The organism is Collinsella sp. TM10-22 (assembly GCF_003466125.1).
Lineage (GTDB): Bacteria > Actinomycetota > Coriobacteriia > Coriobacteriales > Coriobacteriaceae > Collinsella.
Genome location: NZ_QSOC01000002.1, coordinates 287,894 through 309,120 on the forward strand (window position 1 = coordinate 287,894; position 21,227 = coordinate 309,120).

Consider the following 21,227-nt stretch of genomic DNA (forward strand, 5'->3'; position numbering starts at 1 on the left):
GCCCAGCTATCACCCTTGGGCTGCCGTCGACTTTATTCTACCCACGGTTGCCAGGTTTAACAAATGAATTTTCAGTAATGGAGCCTCGGAGCCCGCTCGCTCAACCACCTGGCCATCGGATTAGCCGGATTCTGGGACACGCCTTCCGTCCCAGGCCTCTACCGGAAAATGCGTCCCACCCTGAGGCTCGATTCCGGGACACGGTTTCCGTTTGAAGCCCCGATGGGAAAGCGTGTCCCGTTCCGAGAGCTCATTCCTGGATGCAGTTTCCGCTAGAGATGCCACCGGGAAAGCGTATCCCGTTTTGGAGCCAAATTCCGGGTCGTAGTTTCCGCCTGAGGGCCGATCCGGAAACGGCATCCCATTCTGAAGCCGAAATCTGGGACACGCTTTCCGCCAAGGGTTGCAAAAGGAAAGCGCATCCCATTCCGAGCATCACATCAGAGCGCGCTTGGTTATCTCCGCTCGCACATCTCGGCAAACGAAATCAGCTTGGTATCTCCCCTGCTCTTCGCAGCTTCCTGACATCCTTGCGTAAAGCCACGCTTCGAGAAGATCACGTAGCTTTTTTGCTGCCGCCTAAAGAGCTCGCTTCGATGCACGAGCTTTTGCAGCACGTCTTCGCCCACCGGCTCATTGCGCCATTTGCATTCCGCAAACAGCACAGCGCCATCACCATCATCAACAATCAAGTCGATTTCTTCCTGCGTATGCGTGCGATTATCCGTCCCCCACCAGCGTCCAACGGTCGCAGGGACCACGTCGAGCTGGCCCGCCCGCGCAAGTTCGTACACGTACTGCCTGCATATAAGCTCAAAGACCGTGCCCATGTAATCCGATAAGTACGGCTCAATGCGCTTGTACGCCATCTCGGCCATATCGTTTTGAATCAGCCCGATGTTCTGCGGCACAAACTTGTACCAGAACCTAAACATCTGGTCGCTCAGCAGATACACGGCTCGCTTATTGCTCGTCTCGTTTAGGGGCAGCTCGCGCTCGACAATTCCAAGCGACGCCAGCTTATCCACATAGCTCTTTACATTGCTTGCAGGAATTCCCGTAGAGCTCGCAACCTCCGAGATTCTCGAGCGCCCCTGAGCAATTGCTTGCACGATCGCATCATACTGCTCGGGATTACGGCACTCTTGCAAAAGCAAGTTGCTCGGCTCCTCAAAGAGATAGCCCGTAGGGGTAAGGAATAGACGTCTGATGTTGTCCTTGAGCGATGCGGCGGAATCGACTTTCTCGATATACGCGGGAATGCCGCCCGTCATGCCATAGCAAACCGCAGCGTCTTCGCGATCCATGTCGTGCCACAGGCCGAGGGTCGTCGTAAAATCGAGCGGCATGATCTTAAACTGGGCCGTACGCCTACCGTATAGTGGGCTCTCGTAGCCCAACACCTGTTCCTCCATAAACGAAAGAGACGAGCCGCATAGAATCAGCATGAGCTTGGTCTCTTTGTACAAGTGATCGATCTTGTCTTGCAGCAACGAGCTAATCTCGGGATTTGATTGAGCGAGATAGGGATACTCGTCAATCACGACAATCAAACGTTCCGCGCGGGCCATGGTGGCTAACGCATCGAATGCCTCGTCAAAACTACGAAACGACACACCCGCAGCACCAACCGAGCCCGCAAGTATCGCCTGGCTAAAGCCGTGCAGGTTTGCCTCTGCGTTAGTACGACGAGCTTGAAAGTAAATAGCCTTCTTGCCTTGGATGAACTCTGTGATAAGACGCGTTTTACCCACACGACGACGGCCGTAAATCACAGGCATCTCAAAGGAGCCCGTGCCATACAGTCGATTGAGCTCGGACATTTCCGCTGTTCTTCCGATAAACATAGGGCCTCCCTTCCTTTACGTTATAGCTAACTATATTATACCTTCCTATAATATAGTTAGCTATAACGTAATATGGCAATCGGCACGCATGCGAAAGAGGCGGCGCCCCGCCACACGTGGAATGTCCCGGAAGCACCGGGGCAAATCCGCCCTACGAGCGCTTGTCGGACTTTCCAAGGCACTCAAGCAGCGTTCGAAGAAAAAGAAGAGGGGTCGACGCCGTTAAGGCATTGACCCCTTGATCTAAGTAACGGCGTCGCCCAGCTTTCCACCACTTGGGCTGCCGTCGACCTTATTTTACCCGCGGCACTAATTTAGGACAGCTCGGCAAACGAGATCAGCCCAACGTCTCCCCTACTCTCCGCGCCATCCGAATTCTCAAAACGCAAGGCGTCCCCCGGCGACAAGTGGTCAATCACCCCTGCGATGCACTTGGCCATTTGTGGTGCAGCTGGCTCATATCCGTGAGCATCCCAGTAGCGCAGATAATCCGCGAACTGGCGCGTGGTCGCATAGTAGAACAGGTCATAGTCGAGCTCGGCATCGGAGCAGTTGGGGCGAGCGTTCGCCATAATGCGAAAATCGACGAGCGCGCACGCACAGAACTCATCGAAGCCGTGCCCAGGAATCTGCGACGACAGAATGGCATGGTACTCCGCTCGATGCTGCATTACGTGTTCGAGGATATGCCGCACCATGTCCTCCATGTTGCACTGCGAATCGCGCAGATCGTTCGCGAGGATTCGAGCATACATCGCGGTATGCTCTTTGACGAGCGCGGCGGCGAGCGCATTTTTGTCCGAGAACTGACGGTAGAAACCCGTGCGTCCGTAGCCGCTACGACCGATGATGTCACTCGCCGTTATCTTGGAATACGACTTTGTTCGCAGTAACTCGACAAGTGCCTCTAAGTATGCTTTCCTCGAGCGATTCATGGATTACCGGCTTCGCAAAATGAATGATGGTTAATTATGTGTTCTCTTATGAACACTTTTGGATATTTTATCCCCTAGTAATGCCGAATGAAATAGACCAAACTTAGTTTATCAGCGGTTTTGATACCGTAATTCACAACATAACGGAGGGAACAGATGGGCAAACTTGATGGAAAGGTCGCAATCGTCACGGGCGCGACGTCGGGCATTGGCCAGGGTGTCGTCTGGTGCTATTGCGAGGAAGGTGCCAAGGTCGTTTTCTGCGGTCGACGCCGCGAAAAGGGCGAGGCATTCGAAAAGGAGCTCCGCGATGCTGGGCATGACGCGACCTTTGTGCAGGCGGATATGACAAACGAGCAGGATGTCGATATGCTCTTTTCCGCGACCATCGAGGCGTATGGCAAACTCGATATCTTGGTCAACAATGCCGGCATGATGACTAACTTCCAGGTCGAGACCATGGACATCGCCAACGATTTCGACCGCGTGATGGCCCTCAACCTTCACAGCTACGTCTATGCCACGCAGCTTGCCGTCAAAGCCATGACGGACGGCGGCGCAATCGTCAACGTCGCAAGCATCGGCGGCCTTGGCGGTTGCCCCGGTATGAGCAGCTACGGCGCCAGCAAGGCGGCCACGCTCTCGTTCACTCGCTCGATGGGCGCGGAGCTCGCTCCCAAGGGCATTCGCGTCAACGCCATCTGTCCCGGAACGATCTTCTCCGAGATGATGCCGCGCGACGGCGAATTCACCCAATACACGCTGGCAAAGATTCCCATGGGTCGCGGCGGAGAGCCGCGTGAGATTGGCACGGTCGCCGTGTTCTTTGCGAGCGATGATTCCAGCTACGTAACGGGAACGCAGCTCATCGTTGACGGTGGCATGACCGCCTAGACATGGTTGCCGCACACACCGCGGCGCTTGGGCGATTGAGCGATGCGGCGGTTTTTTGGTTCTGCCTCATATAATCCAATGCCTCCTGCCCGGCCCTTCGAAAGAGGGGTCGGGCTTTTGTTGTGACCGAGGGGCGATGGAAGGCACGGCATATACAGTTGATGTTGAGCGCGGACGATCTGTCAGCAATGGCCGTCCGCGCTCTACCCTAGCCGCGGTGACGGATGCGGCTGTAGGGCGTATCCACCATGGGCAGATCCGGACGCAGCTTGCCATCAAACGCGCGATAGGCGTTCTGCACGGCGGGCGCCGTGGGGATCGTTGCGATCTCGCCGATGCCCTTGCCGCCGTATGCCACGGGCAGCAGCTCGTCCTTCTCAACGTAGATGGCGTGGATATCCGGAATCTCGGGCGCACGGAACAGCCCAAGCGTACCGTACCTTGCCTGGGGTACGCAGTCCTTGAGCGGCCAGTCCTCGGTAAGCGCATAGCCCATACCCATGAGCACGCCACCTTCGATCTGACCCTGGATGGAGATGGGGTTGACCACCTTGCCGGAATCGTGCGCGGCATAGACCTCGCTCACGCGGCCGTCATCGTCCAAAATGACCACATGTGTGGCAAAGCCGTAGCAGATGTGGCTCTTGGGGTTGGGAACATCCGCACCCAGCTTGTCGGTCGGCTCCAGGTACACGTAGCCAAACTCACATCCCTCGAGCGCCTTGATGGCGGCCGCGGGATCCTGAGGATGCATACCCTGGCCGGCGACGAGCTCCTGCGTGTGCAGCTGATAGGCGCGACCGTCGTCGTACTCGATCTTGACGCCGTCGCCATGCGCATTCACGGGAGCGGCGGGCGCAGACTTGCCGGCTTCGATGTCAAGCATGGCATCGCGCAGCAGGAAGGCGGCACCGCGCACGGCCTCGCCAGTCACGACCGTCTGTCGCGAGCCAGACGTGGTGCCGGAGTCGGGAGCGTCCTCGGTGGAGCACTCGCCGTTGGCAATACAGTGAAGCGGCAGGCCACATGCCTCGGCAACGTCCTGCAAAAACAAAGCCGCGGTACGCGCCGGCGGGCGGGTTGTTGGTGTAGTAGCCAAAGCCGCGAATGTCGGTGTTCTGGTACTTGTAGGGGCCGACGGCATGCGTGCAGGCGCGCTCGAGCACCGGGCCGCACAGCGACGCGTAGGCGCCGGTGTCAAAGTTGATCTCGCAGTCCAGGCCGGTAAAGTTGCCCTCGGCGTCGCAGCCCAGTGTAAAGGTGCCGTCCATGGCGTGACGCTTGGGATGAAAAGCGAGCGACTCGGCACGCGTGAGCTTGCACTTCACAGGACGCTGGAGCTTATAGGCAGCAAGCGCGGCCAGGTGCTGGATGGACACGTCCTCCTTGCCGCCAAAGCCGCCGCCCACGAGCATGGTCTCTACAACCACGCGCTCGGGTTCGCTATCCCAGCCAAACATGTGGGCGCACTCTTTGCGCGTGTCGTAGGCGCCCTGGTCGGTCGACTGCACCTTGACGCCGTTCTTGTACGGGAAGGCAACGGCGCACTCGGGCTCCAAGAAGGCATGCTCGGTAAAGGGCGTGGTAAAGCGCTGCGTCACGGTGAACGCACTCTCCGCCAGCGCCTTGGCGGCGTCGCCGCGCGTCACATGGCGGCACTGACACACGTTGTCCTTGAGCTACACCGTGTTGCCAAAGGCAAAGAAGCTGTCGTGCAGGTGAGGGGCGTCGGCAGCCTTGGCCTCGACAATGTTACGCACGGGCTCCAGCGGCTCGTAATCGATCTTTACGAGCTTCTTGGCCTTCTCGAGCGTCGCTTCGTCCTCGGCGACCACCAACACAATGGCATCGCCCACGCAGCGGGCGTCGCCGCCTGCGGAGGCGCAACCGCTTCCGCAGGCGGCGTAGGCCACGTTATGTTGAATGGATTTGGCCATAAGAGACTCGCCTATTTCTTAAGGAGGTACGGATAGCTGTCGCGCACGGCCTTGATGGTCAGGCGGACGGCCTCGGGCAGACCGGTGTTGACGGCATCGACCGAGACGGTGCGGACCGTACCGGCGACGCGGACCTTAAAGTGGTCCTCGTCCACGGCCAGGAAGCCCTCGTTCTCGGAGTTCTCCATGTCCTGCTCGCTCCAGAACAGGGTGAGCTTGTCCTTATAGGGACGACCCTCCTGGTAGGGGCAGAACACGGCGCAGTTGCCGCACTCGTTGCACATTCCGTCGACATGTACGACCTGATGCTTGGCCAGGCCCGGCACCTTAATGGCCACGTTGGCGCGGTTGGGGCACACGTCGCAGCAGACCTCGCACACCGAGCCGCAGCCCAGGCAGCGAGTCTTGGTGCAGTTGCACTTGTCGCGGCACAGCAACCCCTTGCGCTCGTAGCAGGTGTCCTCGCGACCGGCCTGCTCGTTGCAGTCGGCGTACCTGTTAAAGTCCACACCGGCGATGGCACGGGCAACCTCGGCGGCATCGACGATAGTCTCGACCACGGTGGCCGGACCGCGGCGGCAGTCGCCGGCAGCCCAGACGCCCTCGACGCCGGTGGAGGTGGCGGCAAGGCGGCCGCGACGGTCGTGCTCGACGCCCGCGGCATCGTACAGGCTGGCATCGTTGCCCTCGCCCACGGCGCAGATCACCGTGGTGGCGGGAAGCTCGACGGTCTCGCCCGTGGCGACGGGGCTGCGACGACCGCTTGCATCAGGCTCGCCAAGCTCCATAACGTCGCAGGTCAGCACGGCGCCGTTGAGCGCCTTGGGCGCCAGCAGCTCGCAGAACTCAACGCCATCGGCAAGAGCAAAATCGAGCTCTTCCTCGTCGGCAGGCATCTGCTTCTTGGTGCGGCGATACACCAGGCGCACGTTCTTCACGCCTGCCAGGCGCTTGGCTACACGGGCGGCGTCCATGGCGGTGTTGCCGGCGCCGATGACTACGACGTCCTCGCCCAGCTCGAGTTTCTCGCCCTTCTTGGCGGCCTCGAGGAACTCCAGCACGTCGAGCTCGGCACCCTCGCCCAAGCCCGCAGAGCCGGGCATCCAGGCGCCGGTGGCCACGACCACGTCGGTGAAGCCCTGGGCCTTGAGCTCGTCGATGGAATCCACGCGAGCGTTGAGCTGCACCTTGGCGCCAAAGGCCAGGCAGAGCTCGGCGTCGTGGGAGATATCGTCGCTGGCGATACGGAACTCGGGGATCACGTGACGGACCACGCCGCCGAGCGAGTCGCGGGCCTCAAAGATGGTGACGGGCACGCCGGCACGCGTCAGGAAGAACGCCGTCGCCAGACCGGCAGGGCCGCCGCCGATAACGGCAACGTTGCGCTCGCCGTCGTTGGCGATGGCCTGGGCGCGCAGCTTGGGCAGCACGGCGGTCATGGCCTCGCGGGCGGCCTTGAGCTTGCTGGTGCGGATCTGGGCGCCCTCGGGCTCGTAGAACGCACGCTCGCAGGAACGGCCGCAGGGATGCGGGCAGATGGTACCGGTAATGAACGGCAGGGCGTTGCGCTCGATGATGATGTTAAGCGCGTCCTCGTAGCGGCCCTCGTCAACAGCCGCCAGGTAGGCGGGAATATCCTGCTGGATGGGGCAGCTCGTACGGCACGGCGTGGTAAAGCAGTCGGAAAGCGGGCTCTTGCCTGCGACCTTGCGGTCGGGCAGCGGGCGCAGCGGCTTCTTGTAGAGCGGGTTGGTGAGCGAGTCGGTCTGGATCGCAGTCACGGCCTCGAGAGAGACGCCCGCGAACGGCTTGCCGTCCAGGTCGGTAAACTCGCCGGCCATCTGGCTAAAGCGCTCGTAGCCACCGGGCTTGAGCACATCGGTCGCCAGGGTAACGGGCCAAATGCCGGCATCGTACAGAGCACGGATGTTGTAGACCGTGGCACCGCCGGAGTAGCTGATACGCAGCTTGCCATCGAACTGCTCGGCAATGCGGCGGGCGGCCTCGATGGTCAGCGAGAACAGCGAACGGCCCGACATGTACATCTCGGTGGAGGGCAGCTCGTTCCTCGTCACATCGACGGGGAACGTGTTGGTCAGCTTGACGCCAAACTCCAGGCCGCGCTCGGCGCACAGGGCGATCAGGCGCTCGAACATGGGCACGGCGTCGGCCCACTGCAGGTCCTCGCGGAAGTGCGTGTCATCGAAGACGATGTAGTCAAAGCCCAGCTCGTTCAGACGCTGGCGGGCAAACTCATAGCCCAGCAGCGTGGGGTTGCACTTGATGTAGGTGTTGAGGCCCTTCTCGGTGATCAGATAGGTCGCGATGCGCTCGATCTCCGCCGGCGGGCAGCCATGCAGCGTGGACTCGGTAATGGAGTTGGAGACACGCGCCGGGATGGACTCGACAAACGCGGCATCGACATGCTCAAACTTGTCCAGGTTAGCGAGCGCCCACGTGCGGCACTCGTTCCAGACGTCAGAGCCGCTGGCGTCCTTCATGCCCTCGATGTAGGCGTCGGCCTTGGGGCTCTTAATACCCTCGAGGTCATAACCCACGGACATGTTGAAGACAAAGCCGTCCGGGCTTCCCAGGCCGTACTCGCGAGCGATCAGGTGGCAGGCGAACCATGCCTTCACGTACTCGGCAAAGGCCTGCGGAACCTCGAGCTCGGTCGACCACTCGCAGTTGTAGCACTCGTCCTGCGCCACAATGCAGGGCTTGTTGACGCAGTTGGAGAGCTCCTCGCCATCCATCACCTGAACGGTCTTGAGCTCAAAGAAACGAGAACCGGCCACGTAGGATGCCACGATGTTCTGGGCAAGCTGCGTGTTGGGGCCGGCAGCTGGGCCAAACGGGGTCTCGATGCGCTCGTCAAAAATGGGAAGCGCGCCCTCCTGGTTGGTCGTGACCATCTTGCGCACGCCAAAGATGGCGTCCTGGGTCTTATGCTCCTCGATGATCCAGTTCATCAGCTGCGAAAACGGGATCGGCCTCATGATGTCGCTCATAGTGAGCTCCTCTCTGTAGCGCCCGGCGAGACCGCGCGGCGGGCGCAAATACGGTGTAGCGCTAGCACAAGCGCCGGCGACCCCGCGGAGGTCGCCTATACGCGCGTCGGATGCGGCGAAACATCCGACGCGCGTGAATCTACTTGTTAATTAGTAGGCGCGATCGTTGAGCGTGCTCCAGAGCTTCTTGGACTCGGCCATGGTCCACGCGTTGATCTTGTCCTCATCAATGCCAACGAACTCGCGATCCTTGTACAGGACGCGGCCGTTGATGATGGTGGTGCGGCAGTTTTTGCCCATCATGCCAAAGAGCATGTGGCCGTCGATGTTCTCCTCGCTCAGCGGCGTAAAGGGCTTGTAGTCCATGACGATGACGTCGGCGGCAGCGCCGGGCTCAAGCACACCGAGCTTACGATCGAAGTACTTGCTGGCCATCTTGGCGTTGTTCTCGAACAGCATGGTCATAGCCTCGCACCAGCCCACGTTGGGCATGGCGGCGATCATGTGGTTGTCGTTATCGCGACGCTCCTTGGCGGCCCACTGGGCAAATTCGGCGTTCTCGGCAATGGCCTGGTCGCATTTTTCCTGGCCGCGGCGATCGGAGACCTCGTAGCACAGGCACGAACGCATGCCCAGCTCCTGAGCTGCATCCTTAATGGTAAAGAGGCTTCCCGGGATCTCGCAGAAGCTCGCATGGTGATCGAAGATCGTGGCGACGCCATCGCGGATGGAATCCAGGATCGTGGCATAGGCGCTGGCCTTGGTGCCGTCGAGCGTCAGGTTGTCGTCGATCTTCCACCACTGCTGCTCAAGATTCTCCAGGAAGTTGGTGGGGTTGCAGCCCTTAATGGCAAGGCCGCGGGCCAGACCCGAGTAGATGTGGGTGTGGCAGTTGATAAGTCCGGGCATGATGAGGTTGCCCTGGGCGTCGACGTACTCGGCATCCGGGTACTTGGCCTTGAGCTCGCGCTCGGGGCCCACTTCGACGATCGTATCTCCGTCAATGACGACCGCACCGTTGGGAATGAACGGGGTCTGAGTGTTGCGGGTAAAGACGGAACCGTTAGCGACCAGAAGCATATATGCTCCCTTCAACATCAGGGGCGGGGTTTGACACCTCTGACATGGCGGAGTGCGAAGTGCCGGCCTACACCGGAAACGGGCCCTCTCCCGTCAACGCTTCACCAAAGGGACAAACCCTTTGAAGTGCGGCTTGACGCCGCATGGCGCCGGCGGACGAGGCGATGCGTCCGCCGACGAATAGTACCGAATTGGTTACTTCTTGCTCTCGGGCAAGACCAGATCCACGGCAGCGTCCTTGGCAGCATCGATGTGCTGAGCCACGACCGGCGTCTGCGGAAGGATCAGGTTGAGCACGATGGCCATGATGGCGGTGGGGATCACGGCGTTGGAGCCGATGACGGTGGACACCCAGGTGGGCATACCCTCGCCGGCAAGGCAACCGCTGGCCATCCAGATACCCAGGCCAAAGACAACGGAGGTGCCGACGATGGTGGTGGTGCGCTGCGTGAGGCCCTCGCGGGTGAACATGCGCACGCCGTTCATGGTGATGGTGCCAAAGACGCCGACGGTCGCGCCGCCGATGACGGGCTGCGGGATAGCGGAAAGGACGGCAGAGAGCTGCGGGGACAGGCCGGCGATGGCAAAGACGGCTGCGATGATCACAAAGACCCACTTGTTGACGACCTTGTTGGAGCAGATGATGCCCACGTTCTGGCCAAGGGCGCTGGTGGGAAGACCGCCCAGCAGACCGCCGACCATAGAAGTGAGGCCCTGGGACACGATAGCGCCGGAGAGTTCGCGCTCGGTGGGCATACGGTCGATGGAGCCCAGGCAGGCGGCGGAGACGTCACCGATAACCTGGATGGCAACCATGGGGAACACGGCGGCGAGGGTGATGCAGACCTCGGGATCAAACTCGAGCGCATAGGGCATGAGCTTGGGAAGGGCGAAGACCTGAGCGGTGGCGACGCTGGAGAAGTCGATCATGCCAAAGGGGATGGAGACGATCATGCCAACGATCATGCCAAAGAACACGGAGCCCAACTTGAGCGTGCCCTTGCCAAAGTTGGCGAGCGCAAAGACCACGACAAAGGTGATAAGAGCGACGTACCAGGCCTGCGGGGTACCCCACAACGGCGTACCCATACCGCCGGCCATATACTTGGCGGCCGTGGGATAGAGAGACGCCAATGGAGAAGATGACCGTACCGGTCACGACGGGCGGGAACAGCTACTTGATCTTGCTGTAGGCCAGACCAAAGAGGACCACAACGGCGCCGCCGACGATCTCGCCGCCCAGCAGCGCACCAAAGCTAAAGCCTTAACGGGAGGCATGCCTTCGCGAGTGAACAGGGCTTCAGTGCCGTTCGTAACCGTCTCCTGGGTCATTTGACCACCAATCCTCGAAGTAGTTGTTTTCGCATCTAACGCTCTATTGTGACGCAGTGCGGGGTTGAGGTTGTGCCTTCGTTGCATATCGCATTAAAGATGATTCTCATTCTCAATAATAATTTTTTGTTATCAGACTATTCTTCAGCCGAAAAAACGCATTTCCGCAGGTCAAAAAGTGTCTGGTCAAAATAACATCTAACTTTTCTTTTGATCGACTGCTTACCGCCAAAATCCTACCGTTCGTCTGTATTACGCAATGTACCTGCGGATATGCGAGATGATGGGCAGCGTGTTACCATGAGAAAAACTGTTATGAACACTTCGATAGAACCCAAAGGAGTTGCCCGTGAACGAGACCGTACGTCGCTTTTTGCCGATGGTCGATTTCTTGGAGCAGGTACTCGGTAAGAACAGCGAAATCGTGCTGCACGATTTCTCGGATCCCGACCACGCCATCGTCGATATCCGCAACGGCATCGTGAGCGGCCGCAAGGTCGGCGGTCCCGCCACCGATCTGGCACTCAAGATCATGCACGACGCCAAGTATCGCGACCTGCCGTTTATTACGGGCTACGAGGGACGCGGTGCCGGCGGCAAGACGTTGGAGTCAGCGACGTACTTTATCCGCGAGAATGACGAGATCGTCGGCATGCTCTGCGTCAACACCGACCTCTCGACCGTGCGCTCCATCAACGCCATGGCGCAGCAGCTCATGGCGTGCTTCGACGCGGCGCCGACGCGCACGGAGCCCGCCCCTATCGAGGTCGAAAGCCTTTCGGAGTCCACACAGGAGCTCATCGACCGCAGTATTTCCGAGTTGCTCGAAAGCCGCGGAATGGAAGTTTCTTCGCTCGGCCAAGCCGACCGCGTCGATGTTATCCGCCATCTCAACGGCAACGGCGTGTTTATGCTCAAGGGCGCCGTGGCCTGCGCCGCCTCCGCGCTGGGCATCTCTGAGCCCAGCGTATACCGCTACCTGCAAAAGGTCCGCAAGGAGGGCTAACGAGCAGAATGGAGCGCGGGTAGTCTTTTTGGGACGGGGCTATTTTAGCTACCCTCCCTCTGCCCGTGATCTCGATGAGCCGCGAGTAAAATCAATCTTGCATGTAGGGGTAGCTAAAATAGCCCCGTCCCAAAAAGACTACCCCTGACACAAAGAACCCTGCAGCTTCACACGCGCTGCAGGGTTCTTTTGCATGTCATGTCTTGTTTTCGCCAGCGCCTTAGAGAGCGGCGGCGACCTCGATCTCGACCAGACCGCCGGCCGGAAGGGCGGCAACCTGGAAGGCGCTGCGCGCGGGGAACGGGGTCTCGAACTTGGAGGCGTAAATCTCGTTCACGGCGGCAAAGTCGGCAATATCGGCCAGGTAGACCGTCGTCTTGACAACATCGGCAAACGTGGCGCCGGCAGCGGTCAGCAGGGCCTCGACGTTAGCAAGGGACTGCTTAGCCTGGGCCTCGACGCCCTCAGGCATCTTGCCGGTTGCGGGATCGATGCCCAGCTGGCCGGACAGGAACACCATGTTGCCGGTCTGGATGCCGGGGGAATACGGGCCGATGGCTGCGGGTGCGTTATCGGAAGAAACGACGGTCTTGCTCATGTTTTTCTCCTTACAAGTAAAAGGGAACGGGAGCGCGGCATTCATACCGGGAGGCACAGTTCGGTCTGAATGCCGCGCTTGATTGGGATAGTACTCAAGGTTTCCGCGCGATGCAAGATAATTATCAAGTTGCAAGAATATTTTATCGCCCAACGGTTTCCCCGGACCGCCGAACGGCTCTCCACGGGGTCAGCCAGCCCAAGCTGCTGAAGACTTTATCCCGCTTGGAGCACGGGCATCGTCCATCGCGACGGCGCCACTATACTTTTGAGTATCTGAGCATTTTGAAAGGCAGGATATGACCGCAACCGCCAGTCGAACCACCAACCGCAGGCCCGAGCTTTTGGCCCCCGCCGGAGGGCCCGAGCCCTTTGCCGCCGCACTCGCCGCCGGGGCAGACGCCATCTACTGCGGCATGGGCAGCTTCAACGCCCGCCGCAAGGCAACCAACTTTACCGATGAGGCCTTTGAGCAGGCCTGCCGCGCCGCGCACCTGGCCGGCTCGCGCGTCTACGTCACGGTCAACATCGTCATCAAGCAGTCCGAGATGAGCGATGCGCTGCAGCTCATCCATCGCTGCTCCACGCTGGGCGCCGACGCCTTCATCATCCAGGACTGGGGCCTGTTCTTTGAGGTCAAGCGCACGATGCCCGGCATCGAGACGCATATCTCGACCCAGGCGAACATCCACGACGACCGCGGAACCCGTTGGTGCCGCGAGCAGGGCGCCGACCGCGTAACCCTCTCGCGCGAGCTTTCCATCGACGAGATTGCCGCCATCCACGATGCCGCGCCCGATTTGGACCTTGAGGTCTTTAGCCATGGCGCCATCTGCTTTTGCTACTCGGGCCTGTGCCTGCTTTCAAGCTTTGCCATGGCGGGACGATCGGCCAACCGTGGCATGTGCGCCCAGCCCTGCCGCCTGCCCTACGAGCTGATCGACGAGAACGGTCGCACGCTCTCCCCCGCCGGCCGCGAGCGTGCGCTATGCCCGCGTGACACCAACACCTCACAGCTTGTTCGCCGTCTGTATGACGCCGGCGCCGCGTCGCTCAAGCTCGAGGGCCGCATGAAGGCGCCCGATTACGTGTACTCCATCGTTGATGTGTATCGTCACGAAATTGACGACATGCTATCCGGAGCCACCGTTGCCGAGGATGAGGAAGCCGCCCGTCAGCGCCAGCTCAAGCGCTGCTTCAACCGCGACTTTACGCACGCCTATCAGGACGGTACCTCGGGCGACGAGATGATGAGCTATGAGCGTTCCAACAACCGCGGCCAGATCGTGGGCACGGTGCTGGGCAGCCGCTCGGCCAACCGCGATGTGCGCGGCCTCAAGCCCGACGACCGCCGTCGCCGCGCCGCCATCGCCCGCATTGAGCTGTTTGAGCCCGTGGGCAAGGGCGACCTGCTGGAGCTTCGCCACGATAACGAGTTTGACCAGTTCCTGACCACCATCGCCGCCGATGATGCCGCCGCCGGTGACATCATCGAGTGCCGCGTGCCCCGCAGCATGCCCGAGGGCTGCCGCGTGCGCGTCATCCGCAGCCAGCGCGCCATCGATGCCGCCGGCGCCGCGCTCAAGCGCGACGTGCTGCGCCGCCGCGCCGTAGACGTGTCCGTTGTGGCGCGTTTGGGCGATCCGTTTACTCTCACACTCACCTGCTGTGACGACCCTTCGCTTACGGCAACAGCCACGGGCTTTACCGTCGAGGCTGCCAAGACCCGCGCCGTCGAGGCATCCGATCTGGTTGAGCACGTCGGGCGCATGGGGTCCTCGCCCTTTGAGGCTGCGAGCTTTGATGTGGCACTCGACGCCGGTTGCGGCATGGGCTTCTCCGCCGTGCACAAGGTGCGCGCCGCCGCCTGCAAGGCACTGGAAGAGGCCATTCTGGCGCCGTACGAAGAGCGCGCGAGAACGCTCGAGTTGCCGGTGCTCGACAAATGCACGCGCCCCGCGCCCGAGCATTACCGCGATGAGCCGCAGATCTGCGCCGCCGTCACCTCGCTCGAAGCAGCCGAGGCCGCCCGTACCGAGGGCGCCACGCGCATCTACATGACCACCGATGCGCTCGAGGCCGCCGCGCTCTCCCCCGCCGACGCATTTGAGCAGGGCATCGTGCCCATACTCGACGAGGTCTGTCGCGCCATCGACCACGAGCGCGTCGATCCCTGGATCAATGCCGGAGCCACCGTCGCCGTCGGCAATATCTCCGAGCTCGCCGTAGCCGCGCAGGCCGGCGCCACGGCGGAGGTCCGCTCTTGCCTGCCGGTGCACAATACGCCCTGCATGGAGGCGCTTGCAGAGCGCGGAGCCGATGCGTTTTGGCTCTCGCCCGAGATCACGCTCGACGAGATTGTCTCGCTCGGCGCCGCCGCGCCCGCGGCTCTGGGCATCACCGTCTTTGGCCGCCCGCGCGTCATGACAAGCGAGCATTGCATTCTGCAGGTTGCCAACGGCTGCATCCACGATTGTGCCAACTGCCGCCTGCGTGCCCGCAAGCTCTCGCTCAAGAATATCGATGGCAAGGTCATGCCGGTGCGCACCGATATCCATGGCCGCTCGCGCCTGTACGACGCCTACCCCATCGACCTCACGCCGCAGGTTCCGCAGCTGCTCGATGCCGGCGTCCGTCGTCTCATGGTGGACGGCACACTGCTCGAGGCCGATGAGATTGGCCGTGCCGTCGCTCGAACCCGCCGCGCCGTCGAGGCCGCGAAAGCCGGCCGCAAGCCCGCCGCCCGCCTGCGCGGTGCCACCTCGGGCTGTATGTTTGTGGGAATTAGCTAACCGAAAGGCTTACACGTGAACGAAGAACCTCAAGTCCTCTACTGCGACGCCTGGCTCATGGCTATCGACAAACCCACCGGCATGATCGTCCACGGCGATGGCACCGGCGAGCGCACACTTACCGACTACGCCAGCGACCTTTTGCTGGCGATGGGCGACGGTTTTGCCGCGACCGACATGCAGCCGCTCAACCGCCTGGACCGTAACACCACCGGCGTGGTGCTGTTCTCGCTCGACAAGCAGACGCAGCCCGTCTTTGACCAAATGGTGATCGACCACGCGTTCGAAAAGCACTATCTGGCACTCGCCGAGGGCAAAATCGACTGGAACGAAAAGCTCATCGACAAGCCAATCGCCCGCGACCGCCACGACAGCCGAAAGATGCGCGTCGGCGCCAGCGGCAAGCCATCACAGACGCGCGTGAAGGTGCTCAAGCGCCTTAAGAGCCGCCGTGGCCTGCCCACGCGCTCGTATATCGATGTTGAGTTGCTCACCGGACGCAAGCACCAAATCCGCGTGCACCTGGCCAGCGAGCGTCATCCCCTGGTTGGCGACGACCTGTACGGAACGCCGCGCCCCTGCGGCCTGATGCTCCACGCCCACAGCGTGTCCTTCACGCATCCCGTAACCGGCGAGCACATCCACATCGAAGCCCCCTGCCCCTGGGAGCCCTAAACCACCACAATGGGGACAGGCACCTTTGTGGTGGTTTTGCCGCAATGGCTCAGCCGCGGTCCCAAAACGTCTCGATCTGTAACAGTTAGAAACCGTTTTCCGGTCTATCTGTTATAGATTGAGACATTCAAATCCCCCTTAAGGGGAAATCTCAATCTGTAACAGTAACTCGGCAAAATCGGTCCCAGATGTTACAGATTGAGACAAAGGGACGGCGCGGTTCGGAAGTATCTCGATCTATAACACCTGGCCCACTTTTAACGGTCTAGTTGTTACAGACTTAGACAAACCGGTAGACAACAAAAGCGGCAACGCCCGTAATGGACGTAGCCGCTTTTCTATTGAGAAAACTAAATGGTTTTGGCCTTGTCCCGTCGCTAGACCGTTATGACGTTATCCATTGCCTGGTACTTGGCGGGGACCTCGCCTGCGGTAATAATCGTTACGTCGCGGAAGTCCGCGAACTTGACGGGCGCCACCATGCCAAATTTGCTGGCGTCCGAGATTACGAAGCGTTTGGCCGTATGGCGCATCGAGATGCGCTTTACTTGCGCTTCCTCGATATCGGGCGCCGTGAAGCCCTGCTCGGCGGCAATGCCGTTAGAACCCCAAAAGCCACAATTGAAGTTGTAGCGGTCTAGGGTTGCCAAGGCATCGGGGCCAACGAGCGCCTCGGTCTCGGGTTTGAGCTCGCCACCCAACACCACGGTGCGCATGCCGCGCAAAGCGAGGTGCTGAGCGTGAAGCACGGAATCGGTCACATAGGTGACATCTTCAAGGTGTGGAAGATGCTCGATGAGCTTGAGGGTCGTGGAGCCCGAGTCGATGTATACAAAGCTCTCGGGTTCCACAAGCGCCGCCGCACGGGCGCAGATACGCTCCTTGTCGTCGTTATGGAGATCACTGCGCTCATTAAGCGTTAGGTCGCGCGTCACATGCGCGCGTTCAAGACTCGTCGCTCCACCGTGGACCTTGGCGATGCGGTGCGCTCGATCGAGCGTCTGCAGGTCGCGCCGAATGGTAGACGCCGTCACGCCTAGGGCCTCAGCAAGCTCCGGAACGGTAACCGAGCCGGCCTGCTGCACCATTGATACAATCGCATTGAGCCTATCTTCCGCAAGCATCGTTTACTCCTCCTCGGGGTACACGACTCCCCAGTCGGCGCGAAGCTTGGTCATAAGCTCCATAACATCAGAAGCATAATCCAGCAGCTCGCGCTTGGAGTCGTCGCCGGCAACGGCCTTCTCAAGATCGGCCATCTCATAGCACAGGGCGTAAGCCTCGGTACCCACGACAACGTCCTCACGATGACCGTCCGCGGTCCACACAATCGTCGCGTGATCGGCGCGCGGATACTCGTTTATCTCGATATAGCACTTGTCAAAGCTGATAACCGAGCGCTTGGGCTGCTTGGAGTGGAGCGTAAGGCTCACAACACCCAGCTGCTGTTCGGCATTACGGCAGACGATGCCGCCCGCAACGTCGACACCGGTCTCACAGGTATTGCCCAGCGAGACAACCTCAGCAGGCTGGCTCGCCATAAAGAGGCGCATGACGGACAGAGCATACACGCCAATATCGAGCATGGCGCCGCCGGCAAGACTACGGTTGTAGAAGCGGTTGGTCAGGTCGCCGTACTCCTTATAGCTACCAAAGTTGAGCTGGGCGAGGTTCATGCGGCCAAAGTCGCCCGCTTCCATGCGACGGTGGAGCTCCTGATACAGCGGCATGTGCAGCACTGTAGTGGCGTCCATAAGGACCACGTTGTGCTCGTCGGCGATGGCGCGGGCCTCGTCAAGCTCGGCAGAGTTGAGGGTAATGGCCTTTTCGCAGAGGACATGCTTGCCAGCTGCCAGAGCGGCGCGCAGATAAGTGATGTGCGTGTTATGCGGCGTGGTGATATAGACAGCATCGATGTCAGGATCGGCATAGAGGTCCTCGACCGTGTCATAGACCTTCTCAACGCCATACTGCTCGGCAAAAGCCTGAGCCTTGGAATGAGTGCGATTTGCAACACCCGCAAGCTTGCGGCCAGCGAGGGCGAGAGACTGGGCCATCTGGTTGGCGATAACACCGCAGCCGATCACGGCCCAGCGAAGCTCGGGAGCCGTAAAGACATCATCGGGGAACGGCTTGTCCTGAACCGAAGCGAACGCTGCCTTTGCTGCTGCCGCAGCATCGAGCGGAGCCTGTTTGGAATCTGCCATATGTGCCTCCTACGTCGTGAAAAGTCTCTTATTTCTGACAGCTCTATATTCGCACGAATTCGCGCATGTGTGCGTACTTCTGCGTATATTACCGCCAAATTGTCATAATTCAGCCGCAAACGGCGCATGTACACGCAAGGTCACGTAATTTTACGCACACAAATACACACAAATGCGCAGTCGTCATTGCACAGAGACGGGGAATTCTGCTTAGAACTCGAAAGACAGGATGATCCGCTTCGCTTCGTCGAACATGGCGCACTACAGCTCTAAGGATCGTCCCAAACTGCCGACAGAAAAGGAACGTCCCCAGGTGCCGGTCTTTCAATGGCCACTCTAACGGCACTCATTTATGTCCAATCATTTATGTCTGTCCCCAATGAGTATCCCCAATGAGTAGGCATAGAAAAAGGCCCGGGTGCCGTGGGGCATCCGGACCTTTGCTAGCAACTTGATGTTGCGGGCAGCTTAGAACTTGTGGCCGCACTTCTTGCAGACGCGCAGCTTGTTCTTGCCGTCCTTCTCGTGACCGACGCGGGTAACCTTACCACACTCGGGGCAAACGAGATTGACGTTGGAGGCGTCGATGGGAGCCTCCTGCGAAACGATGCCGCCCTGCTGGTTGGCAGCGTTGGGCTTGACGGCCTTCTTGACGACCGAAACGCCCTCGACAACGACCTTGTTCTCGGCGGGGAGAGCACGCAGGATAACGCCCTGCTTGCCGCGATCCTTACCAGAGAGAACCTGGACCTTATCGCCCTTCTTGATATACATATATCTCCCCTAACTACAGGGTCTCGGGAGCGAGCGAGACGATCTTCATGTACTTCTTGTCACGAAGCTCGCGAGCGACGGGCCCGAAGATACGGGTGCCGACGGGCGAACCATCGTTGTTGATGACGACGCAGGCGTTGTCATCAAAGCGAATGTAGGAGCCATCCTTGCGGCGGATCTCCTTAACGGTGCGAACGACGACGCAACGGACAACGTCCTTCTTCTTGACGTTGGCGCCAGGGGTAGCCTCCTGGACAGCACCGATGAACACATCGCCGATGCCTGCATAACGACGCTTGGAACCGCCAAGCACCTTGATGCAGCGAATCTTGCGAGCGCCGGAGTTGTCGGCGACGTTCAGCATGGTTTGCATCTGAATCATGGTAGATGTTCCTCCGAACTAAGAACCGAAGAGAGGTGCGCAGCCTTTATACGGCCCGTGGTATGCAAGCCAGGCATACGCACATCTTCGGAAACGTACAAGTCGTAAGAGCGACTGCTTATTTAGCGCGCTCGACGACCTCGATGAGGCGCCAACGCTTCATCTTGGACATAGGACGGGTCTCCATAACGCGGACGGTGTCGCCCACGCCAGCCGTGCACTCCTCGTCATGAGCGTGCAGCTTCTTGGAGGTGGTCATCATCTTGCCGTACTTGGGGTGACGCTTGCGCTCGGTGATGGTGACGACGATGGTCTTGGCACCGGAGACAGAGGTAACGACACCCGTACGGACCTTACGCGTGTTACGCGAATCAGTCATGTTCTCTCCTTAGGTCCTACTCGGCGACAGCGGACTTCTCCGCTGCGATCTCGCGGGCACGCTGCTCCGTGAGGACACGAGCAATGTCCTTCTTCACGGTGTTAACGCGAGCGGTGTTGTCCAGCTGGCTGGTGGCCATCTGGAAACGAAGGTTAAAGAGCTCGGCGCGCATTTCCTTCAGCTTCTCAACGAGCTGAGCGTCCGAGAGCTCACGAATCTCTGCGGGCTTCATTAGTTCTCCTCCTCGGCCGTCTCTTTAGCGGCAGGCTTAGCGACGATCTTGGTCTTGATGGGGAGCTTGTGCTGCGCCAGACGCAGGGCCTCGCGAGCGACCTCCTCGGGCACGCCCTTGACCTCGAACATAATGCGGCCGGGCTTGACGACGGCCACCCACTCCTCGGGGTTACCCTTACCGGAGCCCATGCGGGTCTCCGCAGGCTTCTTGGTGATGGGCTTATCGGGGAAGATCGTGATGTAGACACGACCGCCACGCTTCATGTAGCGGGTCATGGCAATACGAGCGGCCTCGATCTGACGGTTGGTAATCCAATGGGCCTCGAGAGCCTGGATACCAAACTCGCCGAAATGCAGCTCGGTATTACCCTTGGCCTGGCCCTTCATGGAGCCACGCTGCACCTTGCGGTGAAGAATACGCTTAGGGGCAAGCACTACTGACCCCTCCTCTCGGAGTTACGACGACGAGGACGGGAAGAGCCCTCGAGTGCAGGGTTGGGAACAGGCTGGCCCGGGAGCTTCTCGCCCAGGTAGATCCAGACCTTCACGCCGCAAGCGCCCATGGTGGTGCTGGCGACAGCCGTGCCGTAGTCAATCTTGGCACGGAGGGTGTGCAGAGGCACGCGACCCTCACGGTACCACTCACGACGACCCATCTCGGCACCGCCGAGACGACCGGAGCACTGGATACGGATGCCCTTGGCGCCGGCCTTGCGCGCGGACTGGACAGCCTTGCGCATAGCGCGACGGAAGGCAACGCGGCCCTCGAGCTGCTCGGCGATAGACTGAGCAACGAGGTTGGCGTCGAGCTCGGGGCGCTTGATCTCGACAACGTCGACGGAGAGCTGGCCCTTGGAGACGCCAGCGACCTTCTCGAGCTCGGTGCGGAGGGTATCGATCTCGGCACCCTTCTTACCGATGACAACGCCGGGGCGAGCGGTGAGGATGATGACCTTCACCTTGTCGCCAGCGCGCTCGATCTCGACGCGGGAGACAGCTGCGCGGGAAAGACGCTTCTCGAGGTACTTGCGGATCTCGAGATCGTTACCGAGGGTCTTAGCGTAATCCTTCTCTGCGAACCAGCGGGAGCGCCAGTTCTCGGTAATGCCAAGACGGAAGCCGGTGGGGTAGACTTTCTGACCCAT

20 protein-coding genes and 1 pseudogene are annotated in these 21,227 nt (G+C 60.2%); 4 read left to right on the forward strand and 17 right to left on the reverse strand.

The genetic code is table 11. From position 1 onward, the window contains the following. Positions 1 to 455: 455 nt before the first annotated feature. Both DXD94_RS03240 and DXD94_RS03245 read right to left on the reverse strand, forming a co-directional pair. On the reverse strand, positions 456 to 1,847 hold the full coding sequence (locus DXD94_RS03240; RefSeq protein ID WP_117763212.1) for an ATP-binding protein: 1,392 nt from the start codon (positions 1,845 to 1,847) through the stop codon (positions 456 to 458). 314 nt (positions 1,848 to 2,161) lie between these two features. Beyond that, the gene (locus DXD94_RS03245; RefSeq protein ID WP_117763213.1) at positions 2,162 to 2,782 is read right to left on the reverse strand and encodes a TetR/AcrR family transcriptional regulator; all 621 of its coding nucleotides are present in this window, start codon (positions 2,780 to 2,782) and stop codon (positions 2,162 to 2,164) included. A gap of 156 nt (positions 2,783 to 2,938) precedes the next feature. Between DXD94_RS03245 and DXD94_RS03250 the strand changes: the two genes are divergently transcribed. Next, complete coding sequence (locus DXD94_RS03250) at positions 2,939 to 3,676, forward strand: SDR family NAD(P)-dependent oxidoreductase (protein WP_117734339.1); 738 nt, start codon at positions 2,939 to 2,941, stop codon at positions 3,674 to 3,676. A gap of 208 nt (positions 3,677 to 3,884) precedes the next feature. Here the strand turns inward: DXD94_RS03250 and DXD94_RS09780 are convergent, their stop codons facing one another. The 6 genes and pseudogenes from DXD94_RS09780 to DXD94_RS03280 all read right to left on the reverse strand — a co-directional run bounded on the left by DXD94_RS09780 (position 3,885) and on the right by DXD94_RS03280 (position 10,793). Then, a complete protein-coding gene (locus DXD94_RS09780) occupies positions 3,885 to 4,724 on the reverse strand; it encodes a molybdopterin cofactor-binding domain-containing protein (protein WP_233540305.1) in 840 nt (279 codons plus the stop codon). Positions 4,725 to 4,785: 61 nt separating this feature from the next. Further along, positions 4,786 to 5,343 (reverse strand): annotated as a pseudogene (locus tag DXD94_RS09785) (molybdopterin cofactor-binding domain-containing protein); the annotation flags it as partial. 12 nt (positions 5,344 to 5,355) lie between these two features. Further along, positions 5,356 to 5,613: a hypothetical protein gene (locus DXD94_RS09790; RefSeq protein ID WP_233540306.1), complete on the reverse strand. Its 258-nt coding sequence runs from the start codon at positions 5,611 to 5,613 to the stop codon at positions 5,356 to 5,358. Between the two features lie 11 nt (positions 5,614 to 5,624). After that, on the reverse strand, positions 5,625 to 8,624 hold the full coding sequence (gene ygfK, locus DXD94_RS03270; protein ID WP_117763215.1) for a putative selenate reductase subunit YgfK: 3,000 nt from the start codon (positions 8,622 to 8,624) through the stop codon (positions 5,625 to 5,627). A 150-nt stretch (positions 8,625 to 8,774) separates the two neighbouring features. Further along, positions 8,775 to 9,704: an amidohydrolase family protein gene (locus tag DXD94_RS03275; RefSeq protein WP_117763216.1), complete on the reverse strand. Its 930-nt coding sequence runs from the start codon at positions 9,702 to 9,704 to the stop codon at positions 8,775 to 8,777. 195 nt (positions 9,705 to 9,899) lie between these two features. Continuing rightward, positions 9,900 to 10,793 carry a uracil-xanthine permease family protein gene (locus tag DXD94_RS03280; RefSeq protein WP_233540307.1) on the reverse strand — a complete coding sequence of 298 codons (894 nt, stop codon included), beginning with the start codon at positions 10,791 to 10,793 and terminating at the stop codon, positions 9,900 to 9,902. A gap of 592 nt (positions 10,794 to 11,385) precedes the next feature. On the opposite strand from DXD94_RS03280, the gene DXD94_RS03285 reads away from it, so the two are divergent. After that, on the forward strand, positions 11,386 to 12,042 hold the full coding sequence (locus tag DXD94_RS03285; RefSeq protein WP_233540308.1) for a transcriptional regulator: 657 nt from the start codon (positions 11,386 to 11,388) through the stop codon (positions 12,040 to 12,042). 220 nt (positions 12,043 to 12,262) lie between these two features. On the opposite strand, the gene DXD94_RS03290 is transcribed toward DXD94_RS03285, so the two are convergent. Continuing rightward, positions 12,263 to 12,640, reverse strand: a complete 378-nt coding sequence (locus tag DXD94_RS03290; RefSeq protein WP_117763217.1) for a RidA family protein — start codon at positions 12,638 to 12,640, stop codon at positions 12,263 to 12,265. 298 nt (positions 12,641 to 12,938) lie between these two features. Between DXD94_RS03290 and DXD94_RS03295 the strand changes: the two genes are divergently transcribed. Together DXD94_RS03295 and DXD94_RS03300 are read left to right on the forward strand one after the other, a co-directional pair. Further along, positions 12,939 to 15,431 carry a U32 family peptidase gene (locus DXD94_RS03295; protein WP_117763218.1) on the forward strand — a complete coding sequence of 831 codons (2,493 nt, stop codon included), beginning with the start codon at positions 12,939 to 12,941 and terminating at the stop codon, positions 15,429 to 15,431. Positions 15,432 to 15,446: 15 nt separating this feature from the next. Further along, positions 15,447 to 16,106: an RluA family pseudouridine synthase gene (locus DXD94_RS03300; protein ID WP_233540309.1), complete on the forward strand. Its 660-nt coding sequence runs from the start codon at positions 15,447 to 15,449 to the stop codon at positions 16,104 to 16,106. Between the two features lie 377 nt (positions 16,107 to 16,483). On the opposite strand, the gene DXD94_RS03305 is transcribed toward DXD94_RS03300, so the two are convergent. The 8 genes from DXD94_RS03305 to rpsC form a co-directional block, all read right to left on the reverse strand. Continuing rightward, positions 16,484 to 17,230, reverse strand: coding sequence for a DeoR/GlpR family DNA-binding transcription regulator (locus DXD94_RS03305; protein WP_117763219.1), 747 nt, complete (start codon positions 17,228 to 17,230; stop codon positions 16,484 to 16,486). Positions 17,231 to 17,233: 3 nt separating this feature from the next. Then, complete coding sequence (locus DXD94_RS03310) at positions 17,234 to 18,313, reverse strand: Gfo/Idh/MocA family protein (protein WP_117763220.1); 1,080 nt, start codon at positions 18,311 to 18,313, stop codon at positions 17,234 to 17,236. A gap of 468 nt (positions 18,314 to 18,781) precedes the next feature. After that, positions 18,782 to 19,087, reverse strand: coding sequence for a 50S ribosomal protein L24 (rplX, locus tag DXD94_RS03315; RefSeq protein ID WP_099432059.1), 306 nt, complete (start codon positions 19,085 to 19,087; stop codon positions 18,782 to 18,784). A gap of 13 nt (positions 19,088 to 19,100) precedes the next feature. Then, the gene (gene rplN / locus DXD94_RS03320; RefSeq protein ID WP_117734331.1) at positions 19,101 to 19,469 is read right to left on the reverse strand and encodes a 50S ribosomal protein L14; all 369 of its coding nucleotides are present in this window, start codon (positions 19,467 to 19,469) and stop codon (positions 19,101 to 19,103) included. 118 nt (positions 19,470 to 19,587) lie between these two features. Next, positions 19,588 to 19,848, reverse strand: coding sequence for a 30S ribosomal protein S17 (gene rpsQ / locus DXD94_RS03325; protein ID WP_117734330.1), 261 nt, complete (start codon positions 19,846 to 19,848; stop codon positions 19,588 to 19,590). 16 nt (positions 19,849 to 19,864) lie between these two features. Then, positions 19,865 to 20,080 (reverse strand): 50S ribosomal protein L29, encoded by a 216-nt coding sequence (rpmC, locus tag DXD94_RS03330; protein WP_006235039.1) that lies wholly within the window; start codon positions 20,078 to 20,080, stop codon positions 19,865 to 19,867. Beyond that, positions 20,080 to 20,517 (reverse strand): 50S ribosomal protein L16, encoded by a 438-nt coding sequence (rplP, locus tag DXD94_RS03335; protein ID WP_117734329.1) that lies wholly within the window; start codon positions 20,515 to 20,517, stop codon positions 20,080 to 20,082. Before rplP ends, rpmC begins: the two co-directional genes overlap by 1 nt. Beyond that, positions 20,517 to 21,227, reverse strand: coding sequence for a 30S ribosomal protein S3 (rpsC, locus tag DXD94_RS03340; RefSeq protein ID WP_006235037.1), 711 nt, complete (start codon positions 21,225 to 21,227; stop codon positions 20,517 to 20,519). The genes rplP and rpsC overlap by 1 nt, the downstream gene beginning before the upstream one ends.